Consider the following 20,792-nt stretch of genomic DNA (forward strand, 5'->3'; position numbering starts at 1 on the left):
GCGCCAGCCTCAGATGTGTATAAGAGACAGCCCCAACACCAACCGCAAAGCCCCCTCCACCGCCGTGTCATGCATCACCACCCCATGCCGCCGATACCGCTCCACCACCTGCCCATGCGGGTGCCCAAAGCTATTATTGCGCCCCCGCGACACCAGTACCCCACGCGGCGCAGTGGCACGAATGAACGCCTCAGTGGAAGAACTACGGCTGCCATGATGCGGTGACTGCAGCCAGTCAATGCGCGGAGAATCGTTAGCCGCCAGCCAGGCCCGCTCAGCTCCGGCTTCGATATCTCCCGCCAGCAACAACCGCTCACCCTGCGCCTCGACCAGCAACACACAGGAGCGGTCATTACTGCTGCGCCCATCCGCCCAGCGCCACAGCGAAAAACGCACGCCATCCCATTCCCATTGCTCGCCACTGGCACAAGGTTGCAACTGAACATCATCCAGCTCTTCCCCACCGATAACCCGCTTGACCGGCAAACCACGTTGTATGGCCGCAGCACCACCGGCATGGTCGGCATGGGCATGGCTGATCAGCATCAAGTCCAGGCTACTCACCCCCAACTTGCGCAAGGTCGGCAGCACTATCCGCTCACCCAGGTCGCTTTCGCCCCTGGCCGGCCCGGCGTCATACAGCAGGTTGTGATGCCGGGTTCGCAACAGCACCGCCAAGCCTTGGCCGACATCCAGTTGCCAGACCTCGACCTGCCCGAACGGCACCGGTTCCCGGGGCACCCAAAGGGCCAACAGCATCACCCCGCCCAACCCTCGCAGCGGCACGCCACGGGGCAGCAGCACCAGCAAGGCACCCAGGCAGACCAGCAACCAGGCCCATAATGGCAAGGCCGGTGGCACCCACGCTGGCCGTTGCTGAGCCACCAGCGCAAGCCCGCGGAACAGCACATCCAGCAAGCCACCCGCCAGCCACAACAACGCCTCCCCTGCCCCACCCAGCGGCAACAGCAAGGTACCCAGCAACGCCAACGGCAACACTGCCAGGCTCACCCACGGCACCGCCACAAGGTTGGCCAGCGGCGCACTCAGGCTCACCGGCAAGCCCGTGGCCAGCAGCACCGGCAGCAAGCCGATGGCGATCACCCATTGCGCCCGCGTCCAGGCCTGCCATGGTCGCCAACCGCCCAAGCGGGCACCGAAGCAATAGATAAGCGTGGCCACGGCGGCAAACGACAGCCAGAAACCGGGTAACAGTGCCGCCAACGGTTCGACCAGCAACACCGCAACCAGCGCCAGCAACAGCGGTACAAAAGCGCCAAGATGGCGAAAGCGCAGACGCCAGAGCAACACCACGGCCAGCATCAGGCAGGCGCGCTGTACCGGCACGCCAGCACCGGCCAGCCAGCCATAGGCCAGTGCTGCGGCCATGGCCAGAGCGCAGGCCCAGGGCAACCACGGCAGCCGTGCGGGCCACAGCCCCCAGCGCGCCAGCCCGGCGACCAGGCCATACAGCAAACCCGCCACCAGGCCGATGTGCTGGCCGGAAATCACCAGCAAGTGCACCGTGCCAGTATCCTGCAACACCTGCCAGTCCTGCCGTGCCAGGCCCGCGCCGTCACCGAGCACCAGTGCCACCAACGCCGCCTGGCGGCCATTGGCATCCACGGCCAGAAGACGCTGGCGCAGCGCATCGCGCCAACCACCGTCTACGGAGGCCAGCAGTTGCCCAGCCTTGACCGTGCCGGTGGCGCCGATCCGCCGCGCCAGCAATTGCGCTTCCCGATCCGGCCCATGCGGGTTGAGCAGCCCAGCCGGTCGCTGCAAGGTCACCGCCAGCCGCCACTGCTCGCCCGCCCGCAGCGCAGGCCCGTCGAACCAGCTCAACTGCAGGCGCTGCGGCAGCTCGGCGCGCCGCGAGCGGGGCTCTTGCAGCTCGAAGCGTACGCCGTGCGCAGTGCGCGCCGGCAAGCCGACCACCCGCCCCTCCAGCCACAGCGTGCGGCCGTCCAAGCCAGCAGCCAGGCGGTCATCCAGCGCCAGTTGCGCTGCCCCACACGCCCAACACAGCCCCAGCAGAAAACAGCCCAGCGGCCACAGGCGGGTACCCAGGCCGATGGCCGCGACGATGGCCAACAGTATCAACCATCCGACCGATGGCAAGGCGGGGAGAAAACCCAGGCACAACAACCCGAGTGCGAGCGCAAACATCCCTGTGCGCATGAGGTAGAGCTCCAGAAGGCAAGTCACCCCCTGAGGCATAGCCCAATTGCCGGCAGTGCTTGCTCAACAATTGTCACAAACTCTAAACGAGGCTGAACCGGAATAAGGGCATACTGCCCAGATCAACGCTCCGGGAGCCTACATGCCGCGCCGACTTTTCAAACGCTACATGCCGGACCCGACCAGTATTCGGGAACACAAGTCCTTACGCTTTTTCGGCAAGTTGCTGCACGACCCGAACCTCTGGCACCTGAACCGCCATTCGGTGGCGCGGGCCATGGGCGTTGGCCTGTTCGCGGCGCTGATCCCGATGCCGGCGCAGATGCTGCTGGCCGCCGCGCTGGCCATTCCGGTGCGCGGCAACCTGCCGATCGCGGTCAGCCTGGTGTGGCTGACCAACCCGCTGACCATGCCGCCGGTGTTCTTCGTCACCTACATGACCGGTGCCTGGCTGATGCAGATCCCGCCGCGCACCCTGCCCGAAGAATTGACCTTCGAGTGGATCACCGACCAGCTGTACACACTGTGGCAACCCTTCCTGCTCGGCTCGGTGGTGTGCGGCGTGGTGCTGGGCATCCTTGGCTACTTCACCACCATGCTGTACTGGCGCTGGTGGGTGGGCCGGCAGTGGCGTCGACGCCAATGCCGGTGCAAGGCCTCAGGCGCGCATGCCGCGGCCGCTGACCAGCAGGCGCACGCACAGCAGGTAGAGCACCGCGGTGGCCACCAGCATGAAGGTGATCGCCGTGCCAATGCTGATATCCGACACCCCTAGGATGCCGTAGCGGAACGAGTTGACCATGTGCAGCACCGGGTTGGCCAGCGACACGGTCTGCCAGAACGGCGGCAGCAGGTTGATCGAGTAGAACACCCCGCCCAGGTAGGTCAGCGGCGTCAGCACGAAGGTCGGGATGATCGAAATATCATCGAAGTTGCGCGCGAACACCGCGTTGACGAAGCCCAGCAGCGAGAAAATGGTCGCGGTCAGCAGCACCACGACCACGGTCACGCCCAGGTGGTGCACCTGCAGGTCGGTGAAGAACATCGACAGGATGGTCACGATCACCCCCACCGCCAGGCCGCGCAGCACCCCGCCCAATACATAGCCGACGAGGATGGTGTGCGGCGACACCGGCGACACCATCAGCTCTTCGATCGAACGCTGGAACTTGCTGCCGAAGAAGCTCGACACCACGTTGCCGTAGGAGTTGGTGATCACCGACATCATGATCAACCCCGGCACGATGTACTGCATGTAGGTAAAGCCGCCCATGTCGCCGATCTGCCGGCCGATCAGGTTACCGAAGATGACGAAGTACAGGACCATGGTGATCGCCGGCGGCAGCAGGGTCTGCGGCCAGATACGCAGGAAGCGCCGCACTTCACGGTAGACGATGGTGTTCAGGGCGACCCAGTTGGTGCGCAGTTCCACACTCATACGGCCACCTTCGACAGGTTTTTTTCCACCAGGGACACGAACAGCTCCTCGAGTCGGTTGGTCTTGTTGCGCAGGCTCTGCACTTCGATGTTCTGCAGCGCCAGCTGGCCGAACAGCGCGGTGATACCGATGTCCTTTTCCACCTGTACTTCCAGGGTATGCGGGGTCAACAGCCGGCACGGGTAGCCCGGCAATGCCGGCGCCGTGGCCAGGTCGCGCTTGAGGTCGAGGACGAAGGTTTCGACATGCAGCTTGCCCAGCAGCTGGCGCATACTGGTGTTCTCGACGATGGTGCCGTGGTCGATGATGCCGATGTTACGGCACAGCTGCTCGGCCTCTTCCAGGTAGTGGGTGGTGAGGATGATGGTGATGCCCTTCTGGTTCAGCTCGGTGAGAAAGCTCCACATCGAACGGCGCAGCTCGATGTCCACGCCAGCGGTGGGCTCGTCGAGAATCAGCAGGCGCGGCTCATGGATCAGCGCGCGGGCAATCATCAGGCGGCGCTTCATGCCACCGGACAGCGAGCGTGACTGCACGTCGCGCTTGTCCCACAGGCCCAGCTGGGTCAGGTACTGCTCGGCGCGCTCCTTGGCGAGCCTGGGCGGGATGCCGTAGTAACCGGCCTGGGTCACGACGATGTCGAAGGTTTTCTCGAACTGGTTGAAGTTGAATTCCTGCGGCACCACGCCCAGGCAGCGCTTGAGCGCGGCGGGCTCGCGGTCCAGGTCGTGGCCGAACACATTGACCGTGCCGCTGGTCTTGTTGACCAAGGTGGAGAGGATGCCGATGGTGGTGGACTTGCCGGCGCCGTTGGGGCCGAGCAAGGCGAAGAAGTCACCTTCGGCAACATCGAGGTCGATGCCCTTGAGGGCCTGGAAGCCGTTGCCGTAGGTCTTGGTCAGCTGTCGGATGGACAGGGCGGAACTCATAGCGGGTCATTTACCGAAGAAAAAGGTGCAGGACACGCCAGGGCAGGTCACTGGCGCAGTGAGTGCGGCCATGGTGCAAGGCCAGGCCGCACAAGTACAGTCACATGTATTGATAATGACTATCGAAACACGCGTGGTGTTCGATCAGGTCAGCGCGGTCATCACCGCGGCCTGGTAGGCCGGGCGCGCCTTGAGCCGTGCGTACCAGGCTTCAAGGTGATGCATGGCCGGGCGCTCGATGGGCATTTCGAACCAGGCGTAGACGAAGCTACCCAGTGGGATGTCGCCCATGCCGATCTGGTCACCAGAAAGATAAGGTTGTTTGGCCAGGGTTTCGTCGGCGATGGCCAGCAGCTCGGCGCACTGCTTGTGCGCGGCGTTGATCGCCACCCAGTCGCGCTGGTCTTCCGGGGTGCGCAGCAGGCCCCAGAACAACGGGCGGAACGGCGTGGCGAAGGACGAGGTGGTCCAGTCCATCCACTTGTCGGCCAGGGCGCGCTGGCGCGGGTCCTCCAGGTACCAGCCCTGTTCTGCACCGTATTCGGCGCACAGGTAGCGGACGATGGCGTTGGACTCCCACAGGGTCAGGTCACCGTCTTCGAGCATCGGTACCAGGCCATTTGGGTTGCGCGCACGGTAGTGCGGTTCGTTGACCACGCCAAAGGCGCCACCGGCGTCGATGGACTCGAAGTCCAGACCCAGTTCGTGGGCGATCCACAGCGCCTTGCGCACATTGCTCGAATTCTTGCGGCCCCAGATCTTCAGCATGGCAACGTCCTTATGAATACGGAGGTTGCACAGTCTACTCCAGAGGGATGTCGCCTGTACGGGCCCTTTCACAGGCAAGCTGTTGAACATCAACCGCAACACTGTCAGGGCGCGCCTGGAAAAGCCAGGCGAGCTGACAGGGGGGAAGACGGGTCAGGCGGTGGGGGGCGATTTGGAAAGTTGAATATGACAATCGATACCAGCATCCGACGCTTTACCCTCTTTTTCCAAAACCTTGAAGCCCAGCCCTTCACTGATAAAGTCGCCAACAGAGTAGGAGTTCATCAGATACTGAAATTCGGTACGGTTGAGTGATGCCGGTCGGTGGGTGGTTAGCAGCTTGATGTATTTCCGGTTCGAGCCAGCCCCCTGGCTGAACGTGATGGTCGTAGCAGAGGGAATATCGCTCATGGCTATTTTGCTGTAGTCGCCACCCACACTCTTGTAGGCTGTATCTCCACTTCCCTCTGCTGGCAAAGTCAGACTTTCGCTTGGTCCGGTGCCGTTGTTTTCTTTCCAGAAAATGACGACGCCGTTCTGGTATGGGGTGTTGTCGTTTCGCATGATGCGCACCTTGCGTTGAAGATTATGTGCCTTGGAGACATATCACCGCCTAATACGGCGCCGTGTCGTTATGTGGGCTTGAATTTAAAACAGCACTAGCGCCCGCGCACCTAGCAGAATTGCCAGGTCGGGCCACACAGTAGGTTCCCGCTTGCTTGATATAGCGAACCTGGCTGTTGATCTTCTCGATCACTGTCTCCTTGCATAGAAGGCATACAACAGGCTGAAACTCCCAGCGCCATACCCTGTCACTGTTCTGACCCGGCCGTTCACGGCGTAACGTCTAAGCTCTGTGGGACGGCTCAAGCCCCCGATTCCAAGGAGGATCGATTATGTTGCTGTTGTGGTTGGTGGTGCTGGTGATCGGCGCGGCATACCTCACGCACCGGCGCCTGGCGCCCTTGCAGATTTTGGGCATCATCGCGGCCTATGTGCTGCTGATGGGTATTTTCAGCAATGCCCCCGGTTGGTTGCTGACGCTGATCTGGATCGTGCTGGCGCTTAAAATCGCCCTGGTAGCGCTGCCGGAGTGGCGGCGCAAGGTGTTCACCGGCCCGGTGTTCAAGTGGTTCCAGCGCACCCTGCCGCCCATGTCGCAGACCGAGCGCGAAGCCATCGACGCCGGTAGCGTGTGGTGGGACGGCGAATTGTTCAGCGGTCGCCCCGACTGGCGCGTACTGCTCAACTACCCAGCGCCCCGGCTGACCGAAGAAGAACAGGCCTTCATCGATGGCCCCACAGAACAACTCTGTGCCATGGTCAGTGACTGGCAGATCGGCCAGGACCTCGATCTGCCGCCCGAAGCCTGGGCGCATATCAAGCAGAACGGCTTCTTCGCCTTGATCATCCCCAAGGAGTATGGCGGCAAGGGCTTTTCCGCCTATGCCCACTCCCAGGTGGCGATGAAGCTGGCCACCCGCAGCGGCGACCTGGCCTCCACGGTGATGGTGCCCAACTCCTTGGGCCCGGCCGAACTGTTGCTGCATTACGGCACCGATGAACAACGTAACCACTACCTGCCGCGCCTGGCTCGGGGCGAGGAAATCCCCTGCTTCGCCCTCACCGGCCCGCTGGCCGGCTCCGACGCTGGCGCCATGCCTGACACCGGCGTTGTCTGCAAAGGTCAATGGAATGGCGAAGAAGTCATCGGCCTGCGCCTGAATTGGGAAAAGCGCTACATCACTCTCGGCCCGGTCGCCACCCTGCTGGGCCTGGCATTCAAGGCCTACGACCCGGACCACCTGCTGGGCGAAGAAGCACAGCTGGGTATCAGCCTGGCGCTGATCCCCACCAGCACCCCGGGTGTGGACATCGGCAAACGCCACCTGCCATTGGGCGCAGCATTCATGAACGGCCCCAACAGCGGCAAGGACGTCTTCGTGCCACTGGACTTCCTGATCGGAGGTCAGGCCATGCTCGGCAAGGGCTGGATGATGCTGATGAACTGCCTGTCGGTCGGTCGCTCCATCTCCCTGCCGGCGGTCGGCACCGGTGCCGCCAAGTACACCAGCCTGGTCACCGGCCAGTACGCCAACATCCGCGAGCAGTTCAACGTGCCGCTGGCAGCCTTCGAAGGCATCCAGGAATCGCTGGCACGTATCGGCGGCAATGCCTGGCTGATGGACAGTGCGCGCCTGCTGACGGCCAAGGCCGTGGACCTGGGCGAGAAACCTTCGGTACTGTCGGCGATCCTCAAGTATCACCTCACCGAGCGCGGTCGCGAATGCATCCAACACGCCATGGATGTACACGGTGGCAAGGCCATCATCATGGGCCCGAACAACTACCTGGGGCGCAACTGGCAAGGGGCGCCGATCTTCATCACGGTCGAGGGCGCGAACATTCTCTCGCGCAACCTGATGATCTTCGGCCAGGGCGCGATCCGCTGCCACCCGTTCGTGCTCAAGGAGATGGCACTCGCTGGCCGCGAGGACCGCGACCAGGCGCTGAAAGAATTCGACGACCTGCTGATGAAGCACATCATGTTCGCCGCCGGCAACGCGGCCAGCACGCTGGTGTTCAACCTGGGGCTGGGTCGCCTGGAAAACGTCCCAGGCGATGCCCTGAGCCAAGGCTACTTCCGCGCCCTGAACCGCCAGGCCGCAGCCTTTGCCTTGCTGGCGGACGTGTCGATGATGCTGCTGGGCGGTGCCCTCAAACGCCGCGAACGCTTGAGTGCCCGGCTGGGCGACGTGCTGAGCTACCTGTACTTGTCCAGCTCGGCGCTCAAGCGTTATCACGACCTGGGTTCACCGGAACATATGCAGCCCTTGCTGCGCTGGGCCATGGAAGAAAGCCTGGGTCAGGCGGAAAAGGCCCTGGACCAGTTGCTCGACAACTTCCCCAACCGCTTTGTCGGCTGTGCGCTGCGCGTGCTGGTGTTCCCCTTTGGCCGTCGCCATACCGGGCCCAGCGATGAGCTGGATGCAGAGGTGGCGGCATTGATTGGCCGCAGCAAGGGTGATCCCGCGCTTGAAGAGCTGCTCGCCGGCTGCTTCAGGCCACAGGCCGATGGCGACCCGGTGGCGGCACTACAACGGGCCTGCGACCTGCTGGATGAAGCGGCGCCTTTGCACAAGGCACTGCATCAGGCGACCAAGGAGGGCAAGGTGCGGCCAGCACCTGGGCAGTCGGCGATCGAGGCGGCAGTCGAAAGCGGTGTGTTGCAACCTGGCGAAGGGCAACGGCTGCAGGCGGCGGAACAGGCACGTCGGGCAGTGATCGATGTGGATGCCTTCGACAAGGAGCAGTTGCTGCCGGAACACGGCAAGGTACGCTGACCCAAGTGGCCGCTTTGCGGCCCAATCGCCGGCAAGCCAGCGCCACACATGGGCCGCATCGCCCGCAAGCCATATGCATGTACTGTGGGTACAGGCTTGCCGGGCGATGAGGCCGGTTCAGCCGGCATCTTCCCCAACCCGTCCCCAACCGGCGTATACTCCGCGCCCGTTTCGACCACCCCGAGGACCGCCCCCATGGCCAACCCCCACCTGGAATACCACCTGCAACTGCTGAACCACCTGCGTACCATCCTGGTGGCCCTGGGTGAAGCCGAGCAGGTACCGGAGGAAAGCCACGCCCTGTTCCTCGAACGCTTCGACGAACTGCTGACCCTTCTCCCGCAGAACCCACTGCAAAGCCAGTACCTGGGCCAGGACCTGATCTGCCAGGTTATCCAGCGCTACCCGCAAATTGCCCATCTGGTGCCACGCGACCTGTTGTGGTTCTTCGCCGGCGACTGCCTGCACTTCATGCCTGATGAAGAACTCGAGCTGTACCAACAGCTGGAAGAACGCCGCTATGAGGCCGAACAGAACGGCGAAGCCTTTGACTGGAACCAGCAAAAGCAGTTGCTGCGCCAAGCTGCAGGTAACACGCAACACTGAGCCCGTACGTCGAGCTACTTCGATCAATCGGCGTGGTTCGCTGCGCCGATCCCATTATTGTCCATTGTTCCCGTAACCATTGTGAAGTAATCCTACAGCCTCGAACCTTCAGCCTGAATATCCTGCCGGCCGAACATCCCACATGCATGTTCGAATGCCTCCCACCACCAGGATATAAACAATGAAACGCACCCTCATCGCCCTCGCCATGGGCCTGTCGAGCACTGCAGCATTTGCCAACACCGGCAAAATCTACTTCCAGGGCACCATCACGCCAGGCGGTACCTGCCCTATCGAACTGGTAGAGCCGGGCACTGGCGGCGCTATCCTGCCACGCGTGGTGGTCGGTAGCTATCACCCAAGTTACTTTGACACCATAGGCAAGCAAACACGCCATATTCCGTTCGCCCTGCGCGTTACGCCCGGTAATGGCTGCACCATCAATCCGGGTGAAGAAGGCTATGTCACGTTCACGGCGCTCTACGGCCCAGAAGGCACCAACCTTTACTCACTGCGCCCCGCTGGCGCTCGCGGGCTGGCACTGGCCATTCAGGACAAGAGCCTGACCAACCTGGCTCCAGAGCAGGAATCGGCCGCCTACGCGCTCGACGATACGAAGCCCACCGACATGCTGTTCTACGCCATGTACCAGTCCACCGCAGCTACCGTCACTGAAGGCGACGCGGCATCGGAAGTAACCTTCCTTGTAGACATCAAGTAATTCGTTACGCTCCAGGCGCTTCTCCGGAAGCACCTGGATGCCATAGCCCTTCTACCAGACGCAGTAAAGAGACGCCCATGCACCGCCCAACCTCAATCGCCACAAGGCTCGCCACGGCACTGGCCACCTGCCTGGCGTTGTTAGCCTCTGGCGCGGCCCACGCCGCCCTGACCATCAGCTCTACCCGGGTAATCCAGCCCAGCGACCGGCAAAGCACCAGCATCGTGGTCGCCAACCCCAGCCAACGCCCTTACGCGGCCCAGGCCTGGATCAATACAGAGGCAGACGACAACACCACCGCAGTCCCCCTGATCGCCTCACCTGCACTGTTCCGCATCGACCCGGCCGGCGAACAGACGGTGCAGTTCAACCGCCTGCCCAACGACCTGCCCCAGGACCGTGAATCGTTGTTCTACTTCAACCTGCAGGAAATTCCGCAGGCGGACGACGAACCGAGCAACAGCCTGACCATCGCCCTGCGTACCCGCATCAAGGTGTTCTACCGCCCAACCCAGCTCAAGGGCCGCTCACAGGAGCACCTGCAGAACCTGGCCTGGTCGGTGCAAACGCTCGACGGCAAGCCTCACCTGGTGGTGGACAACCCGTCCCCGTACTACTTCACCTTCAACCAGCTGACCCTGCACAGCGCCAAGGGCAGCGAGAAAATCGATGCCAGGAAGATGGCCATACCCATGGGCAGGCAAAGCTACCCCCTCAAAGCTTCAACCGTGCAGGACGGCCTGAAGGTCGCGTTCACAACCATCAATGACTATGGCGGCCTGACGCCGGAGCTGTCCCGCCCGGTGCAGCGCCCGTGATGGCACTCAAGCCCTGAGGGTGGGGCTATAACGGGGGAAATCGACCCATGTGCTGCCACCGTCGAAGCTGGCCTGCACCAGGAAGGTGAACGGCTCGTTACGCTTGAGGGTCGCAAGGTATGCCTTCGGCACGGTGACCTCTTTGTTTGCCCCAATCCCCTGCCTCACTTGCGCCTCGGTCAGCGGATGCGCGGTCAGAACAGGCTGAGGGGGAGCATCCGACCCACTCTGCAACACCCCAGTCACGGTTACATTCACCTGCTGCCCTACGGCAATTCCCCGCCATGTACCCAGACTGACAGGCACACGCTCGGGCGCCGAGCCGAGGCTGAACCCGTTCGAGTTGGCCCCCTCAAGTGCTAGCACAGGCAACCCGCCTTGATCGAACTCGGTCACTTTCAGATTGCTACTGGCGGAAGGAAAAACATCGACACCGTCGCGGATTTCGTAACGCACAACCAAAGTGCGCTTGCCATATGCCAGCACCTGCTTCTCGGGAATCGCATAGGAACGTTCGGTCCCAGGATGCACCTCGGAGGTTGAGTAATAGCCATAATCCTCAGGCTCCCCCCAGAGCACTGTAACCGTTTCATCTGGAAACCACTGCGCCGACTGCGGCACAGCGACCAACAGCGGCTCAATGTAGTCATCCAGCTTCAACGCAAGCTCCCCGCTCGCCCCGGTAGCCTGGGCGATTTCCACCCACTCGAAATCGCGCGGTGCTGGTTGCGCCCTGACCTCCAGTTCCAACGATCTCGCCAGGTTGCTCAGGTTGCCCGCCCGGTCCTCGATTTCGTAATACGCATAACGCACCCCGTCCCCGGCCTGGCGAATCATCTCACCCTGGAAGTCGATGTGAATCGGCAGCGAATAGTCGTCGCTGGTCAAGATTCGGCTATCGACCCGTTCAGCGTCATCCGGCTTCTCTCCCCAGTACCACGTGATGATATCGCCTGAGCCTGGGCTGTCGTAGGCCGGCACCAGGGTGCGCAGCCGATCACCGTGCCGGTCCAGGTACCGGGCGGTAAGGCCATCGCGCTCGAGCTCATCAGCGGCCTCGACAAGCTCGAGCCGGCCACGCTGCCCACCCAGCACGGGCGCGGTCTTGTCGATAAGCAATGAAAGGTCATCAGAAAAGGAGGTTTCGCCGTTACCCAGCGTCACCTCATACGTCAAGGTGTGGCGCCCTTCACCCAACAGCGCCACGGGCACCTCAAGCTCAAGGTCTGCAGGTAGCACTGGCGTGGTCCAGGTCCTGTCTTCGAACAGCTGCCCATCCCACTTCACCACCAGTTGTTCGGGGTCGTCCTCACTGGGGTTGGAGACCAGCCACATGGGTATGGCAATGGGCAAAGGCCTGCGCGTGGCCCTCACAGGCAGCAAATTACGTTCACCCCCGTCAATATCAGGTAGCAGATCAGCCACGTCCACAGGCTTGAGTGCCTGCGGCTCTCCAGGTGCTGCAATCCCATTGAATGGCCTTCTGAAGAAGCCAAGGACACTGCGCAGAAATTTGCCAGGCACCTGCATCTTTATCTCTCCAAAAAAAAGAAAGACATGACGTCTTCCTTCAGGGGGTTGCTCACCAGTTGTACCGCAGCCCCAGGTTCACCCCCCATGGTTGGTCGATATGCTCGCCGGCGCTGTAGTCGAAATCAGCGTGCACCTGCAGCCGCTCGGCCATTGAAACCGCCACCCCAACCCCCAGTTCGGCACGCGAACCGGACAAGTCGTTATCGAACCGATGGCCATTGACCTTGACCTGGTTGTTGTTGATGAACTCATGGGCATAGGCCGCGCGTACATAAGGCTGAACCACCCGGGCATCACCCAGTTCGATGTTCCGCCCCAGCGTGCTGCCGAGCTTGCCCAACACGGAACGGGCAGTGTCGCCCTTGGCTTGCAAACCGTTATCGAGCGTGTAGTCCTTACCTTGGAACTGCGCCACCGACCATTGGGTATAAGGCTCGATGAAATAGCCGCCATCCAGGGCGATATGCCGCCCGAACTCGGCCGACGCCCCCATACCAACGTTGTTGTAGTCGCCCTTGGCCTGATCACCATCACTCAGGGCCACCTTGGCATCGTTTTCAAAGCGGTTCAGCTTGACCACACCGTCGAAGTAGTAACCGCTCTGCTTGTCCAGCCAGGTGGTGTAAAGGCCCAGGTAGTAACTGTCGACATCACCGGAAGTGCCCTGCGACAGGTCCAGGTCGGAACGGCTGTAACCCGCCAGCGCACCCACCAGCCATTGGCCATCGCCGATAGGCAGCGGGGCGTCGGCACCGAACGACACGCCTTGTTGCACCTGCTTGTAGGCCACCCCGGAACTGGCCGCCACATCGAACTTGTTGCCATAGGCCCGCACCCAGACACCTGGTTGACCATCCTGCAAACGCAATTCGCCCATTCGGCTGCGCAACGAGGCAAGCTCGCCATACCAGACAGTAGGCGCAGCATTGAACAAAGCCAGCGCCGACTGCGTACCCGGGCTGATTACCTTGCGCGAACCATCGAGGTACCAATCTTCACCACGCTGAACCAGGTCATAGGAAAACGCCCCGAGGTCAACCCGGCCATTGAGCAGCGAAAACGTGGCATCACCGCTGGCGGCATGCACCACATGGAGCTGGTTCTCTGCCTGCGGGTCCTCGCCGGAGCTGCCGATCAGCAAGCTGTGATTGCCAGTGGCCTGGCCGGTAACATCCAGGAAGTCCGTCTGCCCGGTGGAGAAGTCTGCATGCATCACGAAGGTGCCGCTGCCCGACAGGTTTTCCACGGTAAGTCGGTGGTACGCATCCGGCTGGCCGAACTGGACGTTGCCATCATTGAGTGCCAGATCACCGACGTTCGCATCCTGGGTCATTATCCAGGTTGACTGGTCATTGATGCTCAGGCTCGAAACACCGTCCAGATGGCCAGTAAGGCTCGACCGGTTGTTCAGCGCCAATGTGGCACTGGAGCCTTCCTCCACATTGATATTGCCAACCAGGTGCGCATTATCGACCGCCATGTCCGCTGACGATGCGTTACGCACCTCGAGTAACGTGCCATCGCTACCCAGCAGGCGCGACCCGTTACCTACCTTGATGCTTGCCGAGGCTGACGCTGCCGCACTGCCGGCCACGACAATTGCGGCCCCCTCCTGCCCTTCGACCACGGCATTTTGCAGGTCGATGTCCGCCTGCCCTGTCACTGCCGCATCGCCATTGACCAGGATACCTTCCTGGGCACCGATGATCTGGCTGTTCGCCACATCCAGCCGGCCATTGAACATGCGCACACCGGAGCTTCCCGCGCCAGCTCCCCGCAACAGGCTGTCGCTGATGCTCAGCCGCGAGTTGCTGGCGAGCGCTGCCCCGCCCGCCTGACCTGTTACGGTGCTACCCCGCAGCTCGACCGTGGACCCCACCTCCCCGGTACGTGCCGCGACAATCCCTCGCCCCTGGCTGACAATGGTACTGCCCGTGACGCTGGCCACAGCATCGCTGCCCACCAGCAACGCATCACCCGCGGCAGTGATAGTGCTGGCGCCGAAGTCCAGGGCCGAGCCGGCTCGCAGCTGGATTTGCTGGGTGGCGGCGCCATTGGCTGTCAGCGTGGCCCCCGCCAGTACCTGGTAACTGTCCAGCGCTACCGTGGCATCGATAGTTTGATCATCCCGGATAGTCGTCAATGCCAATGTGCCTTCGCTCACCACCCAAAGAGGCGTCAAAGCCAGTGCAAGGGCATGTTTGCCAACTCTGCTGAGGGATGTAGTGTGTTTTTTCATGTGTAATCCTCGCCCAAGCCGAAATTCGGGTTGCTCTGTTGCAGGTTCACTGCAGATATTTCCGACGAGGCTACAGGGCATTTTCCTGTCGCTCTGTAGGAAAAGCCCTACATTACGGCCGGAAAATTCATCGCTTGTTTTTTCTCGAACCTCGACCATCTTTCATGAAAAATCACATGCACCGCTAGGCTGATACATCGCCAGGACAACATCCCCCCGCTTGGATATGATATTTTCGCTGCCGGCGGTAAAGCGGTAAATTACCCGCGCACGCGCTTTATAAAACAACGGGTCAGTAGGGTCGTAAGTCGGTGCAACGTGCGTTTCGTATGGCACACGCCAAGTGAACCCCTCTAGCGGAAAGTCCACCCCAATGTTCACCTTGAATGTCTCTCTTACACCGGGTACCTCATCCTCACCCTGGCTATCTCGCCCCCCCTTGACCGCCCACCAGGTAATTTCAACCGCGGTGATTGGCCCATATTTTTCATATTCACTCAAGTCAGGAACCACCAACTGCACTGCACCATTATCAGCATGTGGCAGGCTGTTTCTGATTGACGTACAGTTCAGATCGCCATTGGCATTTTTCTCCAGAAAATCCACCGGGTCTGATGTAATTACAACGGCGCTTACCGCCACCGAAGTCCCTCCTGACTTGATCGGGTTATGCACACCTGGCCGGTTAACCCAATAATGGATGATTACCGTCTTGTTGCCCTCCGCTTCTATAACGGACCAAGGCAGAGGAAACTCAGCGTCACCATCAGTTATATCTTGTGCAGTGACTTCATGCGTAGCAGCTTGCACCTGACTTCCCCAGTCAAGGGTCAAGATGTCGTTTTCCTCGATGAAGTCGCTCAACACCAGCGCGATGTCAGCGTCCAGCCCGGTATCGCCGCTGTCGAGTTCGTCTTCATTACTGGTATTGCCGCGCCCATTGACATGGGCAGGCTCCAGGCCGGGATGAATCTGGTCCGGCCAATCCGGGCCTGGCCAGTTGGGGTCAATGGAGTCAAAGTTCACTTTTACCGTTGTCTCTGCCCCGCCCAGTTTGTGCGTACCACGATAGGCGTCATAACGCACCGTAATTTCTTCCGGTGGTGCTGTACCGTCATACTCCTGCAGCAGTGTTGCGCTGTCGACCTTGACCCGCACGTATTCAACCGGTGCACTGCCGACGGGCTCTGCCAGCAGCTCGGCCGTTTTCCAAGATACCAGCACCGTATCAGTGGCCTTCCAGTCCGCGAACAGCGGCACCCAGACTTCGACACCTTCCAAGGCGTCACCCTGGTCAATCAGGTAGTTGTCCGCGGCTGTCGCCAAAGGCACCACGGGGGCCTCGAAGACGACAGGCAACCTGCCCAGCGCTACATCGATAGCCACATAATCGGATATCTGACTGATGTTACCAGCCTTGTCCACCAATACATAAACGGCAAACAGCCCTCCATCACCGACTTGGCGAACAACATCTTCCGGCACACTCAGTTGTTGCACTTGCCCGGTTGTTGACGCAGTAGCGACTTCTTGAATGTCGCCGAGCTCTTTAGGCACTTCTTTCAGCCAGTACCAGAGTACGTAATCACCTGCCTGCCAATCCGGGTAGGCTGGCAACTCGAGGATGACATTACCGCCATTCGCAGCGAGGCTGGCGTCTGTCACCACCGGCACGGGAAGAAATTTTGTCGGCAACGCCCGGGCATACGGCGGAACACGGTCAAAGCGCAGCGTCAGTGAGCCCGACCATTCTTCTTCCAGACTGTCGGAGAGCACATAACTCCTGAAATAATGCACCCCTTCGGTACTCAGCGCGTCCAGCGAAACATCCAGCGTTACCGGGTAAGGCATCTGCGGAGCGTCATCAAAGTATCTGATGGTCTCCTCGTAAATAGTTTCGAATGCCACGTTGTCACGCGAATGCTCAATCCTGAGAATGTCTTCATCCGAGAATATCCATGCTGGCACCTTAACAACAAGATTTAGCCCACCAGGCAGCAGGTACAGTGTTTTTACTGTTCCATCAGCCTTATCAGCGTACACTGCGTCATCAACGATCAGGTCTCCCAACTGGCTCGGCTCATTAGACGCACTCAGCAATTTCGCGCGATCAAGCCTGAAGGCAGCTCGTGCAGCCAGCGAGCCCTTACTTAAAACATCCGAATGAGCCACAGCCACCTCCAAGCTTCAGTGAGAGAGTAGCGCTGCAATCGCGCTCCTGTTGATTCAACACCGCCGGCGTCGTAGCCGACAACTGGCATTTTTATCAGGTCAACCGTAATACCGCTAAATACTCCACTCAAAAAAAGAGCCTGCACAGCGGCAGGCTCCGATACATCGTAAACTTTGAAAATCAATCGGATAGCTGATCTACACCGTCAAGCATCCTGCGACGCCAAACGGTCCAGCGGATCGTACCCGTAGTTTACAGTGATGCCTTGCTCAGGCACATGCACACGCGCCAGACGCCCCATGGGGTCATAGGTCAATTCCCGCCTTTGCTCATCTAGGATCAGGTTGCCATCAGGGTCATAAATCAATTCGACCAGCTCCTGCCTAAGAGGAACTTCTTGCGCTTCACCATGCCTTTGTACGACCTCTAACCAATCCAACACAATGCCCGTCAATTGCACCGGATCCTTCTCATTGGTAAATTGATACGTGGCATTCAGCCTGCCGCCCGCAAAATCAGTCCTGACCCGAGTGATGTTGTCCAAGCCATCGAAGCCGAACAGCTGGCTGTCTATTCTGTTACCGTAAGGGTCAACAGGCACATAGTCGCTCACACCCTCGCAGGTATACTTCGACAGCCGTGCACGGTCATCGTACTCAAAAGTTTCATGGCGCAGCCTCTCGCCATCTTGTTCACCCGCTAACAACGTTTTACTGTCGATACCATCCACTTCGTTATACGTTTGCATCAATGTCTGTACCGCATCGCCAAAATCGAAACGTCGACAAAATTCGCGTTCGAACTCATCATACAACAGCTCAGTTTCCAGACTGCGGCGGCTCCCGTCTTCATCCACGGTCTCGGTGAGTATGCAGGCGGTCCTGCCCAGCTCGTCATAACGGAAGGTACTGGTAACATTTCCCAGGCTGGTCTGGCACAACTGTCCAAGCGGGTTGTATTCATACGACTGAGTTTGGCCCAGTACATCCGTATAACCGAGCAAGCGCCCTTTCAAGCTGTGTACATAGACCATTTCATGCGCTTGTGCATCGTCGCTGCGCTGGCGCTTTTCAACCTTCAGTTCACCGGTACTGAAGTACTCACGCTCAAGCGTCTCGTCGTTCTCGGTACAGTGCAACAGGCGGGCATTGTGTTGGTCATATGTATAGTCCGCATTTTTGCCCAGCGTCCTGCGGCTTAATGGCTCCTCGCCCAACTGCGGAACGTATTCATAGTCTATGCGGTTGTTTGCCGGTGTGATCACGGCTTCCGGCTGGCGCTGACCAATGCCGTACAGCATGGTGCGCTTGCGCCCCCCAGTGACCGATTCGATCATGCGGTCCAGGCCATCGAAGGTTTGTGTCCCCAGCACGTAATCGATGCCATCGGTCTTGTCGAGCACCTTGATCAAGGTCGGCAAATCACCCGTGCTGTGCAACGCATAGTCACGGTGCACCACCGAACCATCAGGCAGCACCTGGTCTACTTGCCTATCAAACTCATCGTAGGTGGTAGTCGTTTCATAACCCCGTGCATCCACTTCCCGCACCGTGCGCCCCAGGCCATCGTAGAAGTAGCAGTGCAAACTCGCCCGGGCACCATCGCTGTCGAGGCGCTCGACATCGACAGGCATGTCGAACAGGTTCAGCCGGGTGACGGTGACGCCGGTGGATTTCCTGCGATCGAAAGACTCTCGCCACTCCTTGCGTACCGGCCCCAGGCGATCCGGCAGCCCCACCGGGTCGGTCTGCGTGCAGATACGCACCATGTCCGGGCCCATTTCGACGCGGCGCTGGCGCCAGTCGTCATACTCAAAAGTGGTACGCAAGGGTAAGTTCTTCAGCTCAAGCCAGTCGTGCTCGACCTCCTCCACCAGGTTGCCCAGTTCGTCATAGCGTGCGGTGTAACTGAGCCGTTCATCTTCCCTGGCTTTGCGGGTAGGGCCAAAGTCCGGATCTTGGCGCGTCATCCGTACAACGCGCTTCAGACCGTCTACATAGCTCCAGCTTTTCACCCCCTTCACATCAACTTGCATCTGCCAAGCCTGCTGGCCGTCGGACGACAAGTAGTAGCTATAATCGCGTGATGCCGTGTATTTGCCACCGGGGTCGACTGTTTCACGCGTTACGCGACGCAGTTCGTCATACACGTAGGCAATCTGCACCTGATTGTCGTCATAGTTGAGCAGTGGCTCGCCAATCAATATCGAATGCTGCAAGGTATTGAGCTTCTGGGCATGGCGCTCCGCTTTCCCCTTGGCATTCATCAACTCGCGTTCTGGCAAAGGCTGGCCGTGATCGAAACCGGTCAGGGTTTCCTGAGTCTGGACGGCAGCATGGCCTTCTACCGACACCTCGCTGTATACATATTCAGTGAGGGTTGCCTTGCCATTGAGCGTCAGCGTTTGCTCACGGGCACGGCCATGCTCGAGAGGATTGAGGGGCTTGTCGTGGTAGGGGGTATCCAACGTCGACAACAGCGCCTCATCACGCACACGCAACTGCCGCTCATGGTCACGCAATGACGCGCCCCGTGCGTACCCTTCTTTATCCAACGATGCAACCAACTGATAACGGTACTCGCTGCGCAAGGCTTCGGCGCCCGCTTCGCCAGGCCCCGGAATAACCTCCTCGGCCTTGAGCATGCGCTCGAATTTTTCTGGGTCATCCGCAGCCGGGTAGTACGACATTACCGTGCGCTTTCCGTTGGCTTCGGTTTTCTCCACCAGGTTGCCATGCTCGTCGTAACGGGTAATTTCCGACTGCTCCCGGGCAGGGCCGTCCAGGCCCGTGCGCCAAGAGGTGGTGGTAGTCTCGACCAGCTGGAAGTTGTTGGGTTGGTCCCTGAACTGCCTGTTGGCAACCTCCGGGTACATCAGGGTCTGGGTTTCGATGCAGTCCTTCTGCGTAGTGACCTGGTCGACCATCAAATGGAAGCGGTTGAATGACGTCTTCACCGTGTAGGCCGGCGTGCCGCCTTTGTAATGCGTGGCGGTGCAGTCATAGCGATAGTCCGCACCGGTGGCTTTGTAGAGGTTGTCTTCACCGTTATCTTCCCAGGAGATACCGGTATTGTTGCCCAGGAAGTTGTTCGAACTGAACGAGTAGTCGGTACGTACTTGCGGCTGGCCGGCCCCCGGGTTCACCAAGTGACGCTCCACATGAGGCAGCGTCCTTTGGCCGACGCCAGGCAAGGCATGCCCATCATCCTTGTAGACAACTTCTTCAAAGCCGTTGACCGGTGTCCACATACGTTCAATGCAACGCACCTGGCCGATCTTTTTGTATTCGAATGCCCAGCGGCCCTTATCTGCTGTCGGCAAAACCACCTTGACCAGCTCGCTGTCCTCGCGCTCCAGCGTATAAACAGCCTGCGCCACCGAACCCGGGTTGAGGGTAATCAGTACCCGGCTAAGGTTCGAGTAGTCGATTTCCAGTAGTTTTCGCTTGCTGTCGTCTTCTACCAATGCCAGGCATGGCACACCCTTGGCTGGAATACCCGGCATCGGAGAGGGCACTCCCACCTGCTCGTAGCTCAGGGTAATGCCATGCCCGGTCGGCGCCAGCACCCTGACAGGCAGTGCCACCTTCTTGTTGGGTTGCCCCTGCTCGTCGATATCGTGCAATCCAAGCACTTCGATCATCCCCGACTTGTGCGCCACGCGATAAAGCGTGGTCGCACCAGCAGAAATATTCTCGAAGTGGAAGCTGTCGATCTTGCGCTCCGGTATTACCGGCTGCGTACCCGGACCGTTGTCGAATACCTTGAAACGCTCACCGCTATGCAGGCTAAGCATCTGGCTTTGCGGGTCATACTCGCTCAAACTCAAGCGCCAACCAGCACCAAAGCCAGAGTCCTCGGGGTTCATCGAATTGAAGCCGATGCGCAAAGGCAAGTTGGGGCCGTTCAAGTGATTGGCCAACAGTTCAGGCAATTCGAGAGATACGGTGTATTGCCCCGTTCGTGGGTCGACGCCACCTTGAACGAAGCTCATGAAATTGAATGCATTGGAATGCACGAGCGAATTCGTCGCCATCTGTTT

General features: G+C 60.0%; 13 protein-coding genes and 1 pseudogene. 5 read left to right on the plus strand and 9 right to left on the minus strand.

Going from position 1 to position 20,792, the window contains the following annotated elements:
- Positions 1-9: 9 nt before the first annotated feature.
- Positions 10-2,181: a DNA internalization-related competence protein ComEC/Rec2 gene (locus TZ03_RS15515; RefSeq protein WP_051098892.1), complete on the minus strand. Its 2,172-nt coding sequence runs from the start codon at positions 2,179-2,181 to the stop codon at positions 10-12.
- 142 nt (positions 2,182-2,323) lie between these two features.
- Between TZ03_RS15515 and TZ03_RS28840 the strand changes: the two are divergent.
- Positions 2,324-2,830, plus strand: a pseudogene (locus TZ03_RS28840) (DUF2062 domain-containing protein); the annotation flags it as partial.
- A 9-nt stretch (positions 2,831-2,839) separates the two neighbouring features.
- Here TZ03_RS28840 and TZ03_RS15520 read toward each other — a convergent pair.
- The 4 genes from TZ03_RS15520 to TZ03_RS15540 all read right to left on the minus strand — a co-directional run bounded on the left by TZ03_RS15520 (position 2,840) and on the right by TZ03_RS15540 (position 5,880).
- Positions 2,840-3,619, minus strand: a complete 780-nt coding sequence (locus TZ03_RS15520) for an ABC transporter permease (protein WP_051098893.1) — start codon at positions 3,617-3,619, stop codon at positions 2,840-2,842.
- Positions 3,616-4,548 (minus strand): ABC transporter ATP-binding protein, encoded by a 933-nt coding sequence (locus TZ03_RS15525; protein ID WP_051098894.1) that lies wholly within the window; start codon positions 4,546-4,548, stop codon positions 3,616-3,618. Before TZ03_RS15525 ends, TZ03_RS15520 begins: the two co-directional genes overlap by 4 nt.
- A 144-nt stretch (positions 4,549-4,692) precedes the next feature.
- Positions 4,693-5,316 (minus strand): glutathione S-transferase, encoded by a 624-nt coding sequence (locus tag TZ03_RS15535; protein WP_051098896.1) that lies wholly within the window; start codon positions 5,314-5,316, stop codon positions 4,693-4,695.
- A gap of 153 nt (positions 5,317-5,469) precedes the next feature.
- Positions 5,470-5,880, minus strand: coding sequence for a hypothetical protein (locus TZ03_RS15540; RefSeq protein ID WP_051098897.1), 411 nt, complete (start codon positions 5,878-5,880; stop codon positions 5,470-5,472).
- 332 nt (positions 5,881-6,212) lie between these two features.
- Between TZ03_RS15540 and TZ03_RS15545 the strand changes: the two genes are divergently transcribed.
- From TZ03_RS15545 to TZ03_RS15560, 4 genes are all read left to right on the plus strand, one after another.
- The gene (locus TZ03_RS15545; protein WP_051098898.1) at positions 6,213-8,660 is read left to right on the plus strand and encodes an acyl-CoA dehydrogenase; all 2,448 of its coding nucleotides are present in this window, start codon (positions 6,213-6,215) and stop codon (positions 8,658-8,660) included.
- Positions 8,661-8,855: 195 nt separating this feature from the next.
- Complete coding sequence (locus TZ03_RS15550; RefSeq protein WP_051098899.1) at positions 8,856-9,266, plus strand: PA2817 family protein; 411 nt, start codon at positions 8,856-8,858, stop codon at positions 9,264-9,266.
- 181 nt (positions 9,267-9,447) lie between these two features.
- Positions 9,448-9,987, plus strand: coding sequence for a fimbrial protein (locus TZ03_RS15555; protein WP_051098900.1), 540 nt, complete (start codon positions 9,448-9,450; stop codon positions 9,985-9,987).
- 77 nt (positions 9,988-10,064) lie between these two features.
- On the plus strand, positions 10,065-10,805 hold the full coding sequence (locus tag TZ03_RS15560) for a molecular chaperone (RefSeq protein ID WP_082056636.1): 741 nt from the start codon (positions 10,065-10,067) through the stop codon (positions 10,803-10,805).
- Between the two features lie 6 nt (positions 10,806-10,811).
- Here the strand turns inward: TZ03_RS15560 and TZ03_RS15565 are convergent, their stop codons facing one another.
- The 4 genes from TZ03_RS15565 to TZ03_RS15580 all read right to left on the minus strand — a co-directional run bounded on the left by TZ03_RS15565 (position 10,812) and on the right by TZ03_RS15580 (position 20,786).
- The gene (locus tag TZ03_RS15565) at positions 10,812-12,335 is read right to left on the minus strand and encodes a hypothetical protein (RefSeq protein WP_053388440.1); all 1,524 of its coding nucleotides are present in this window, start codon (positions 12,333-12,335) and stop codon (positions 10,812-10,814) included.
- 52 nt (positions 12,336-12,387) lie between these two features.
- Positions 12,388-14,577, minus strand: coding sequence for an autotransporter outer membrane beta-barrel domain-containing protein (locus TZ03_RS15570; RefSeq protein WP_051098901.1), 2,190 nt, complete (start codon positions 14,575-14,577; stop codon positions 12,388-12,390).
- 162 nt (positions 14,578-14,739) lie between these two features.
- Positions 14,740-16,749 carry a hypothetical protein gene (locus TZ03_RS15575; protein ID WP_152645465.1) on the minus strand — a complete coding sequence of 670 codons (2,010 nt, stop codon included), beginning with the start codon at positions 16,747-16,749 and terminating at the stop codon, positions 14,740-14,742.
- Positions 16,750-16,955: 206 nt separating this feature from the next.
- The gene (locus TZ03_RS15580; protein ID WP_051098903.1) at positions 16,956-20,786 is read right to left on the minus strand and encodes an RHS repeat domain-containing protein; all 3,831 of its coding nucleotides are present in this window, start codon (positions 20,784-20,786) and stop codon (positions 16,956-16,958) included.
- Between the last annotated feature and the right edge of the window lie 6 nt (positions 20,787-20,792).

This window comes from Pseudomonas sp. 10-1B (assembly GCF_000935045.1).
Classification (GTDB): domain Bacteria; phylum Pseudomonadota; class Gammaproteobacteria; order Pseudomonadales; family Pseudomonadaceae; genus Aquipseudomonas.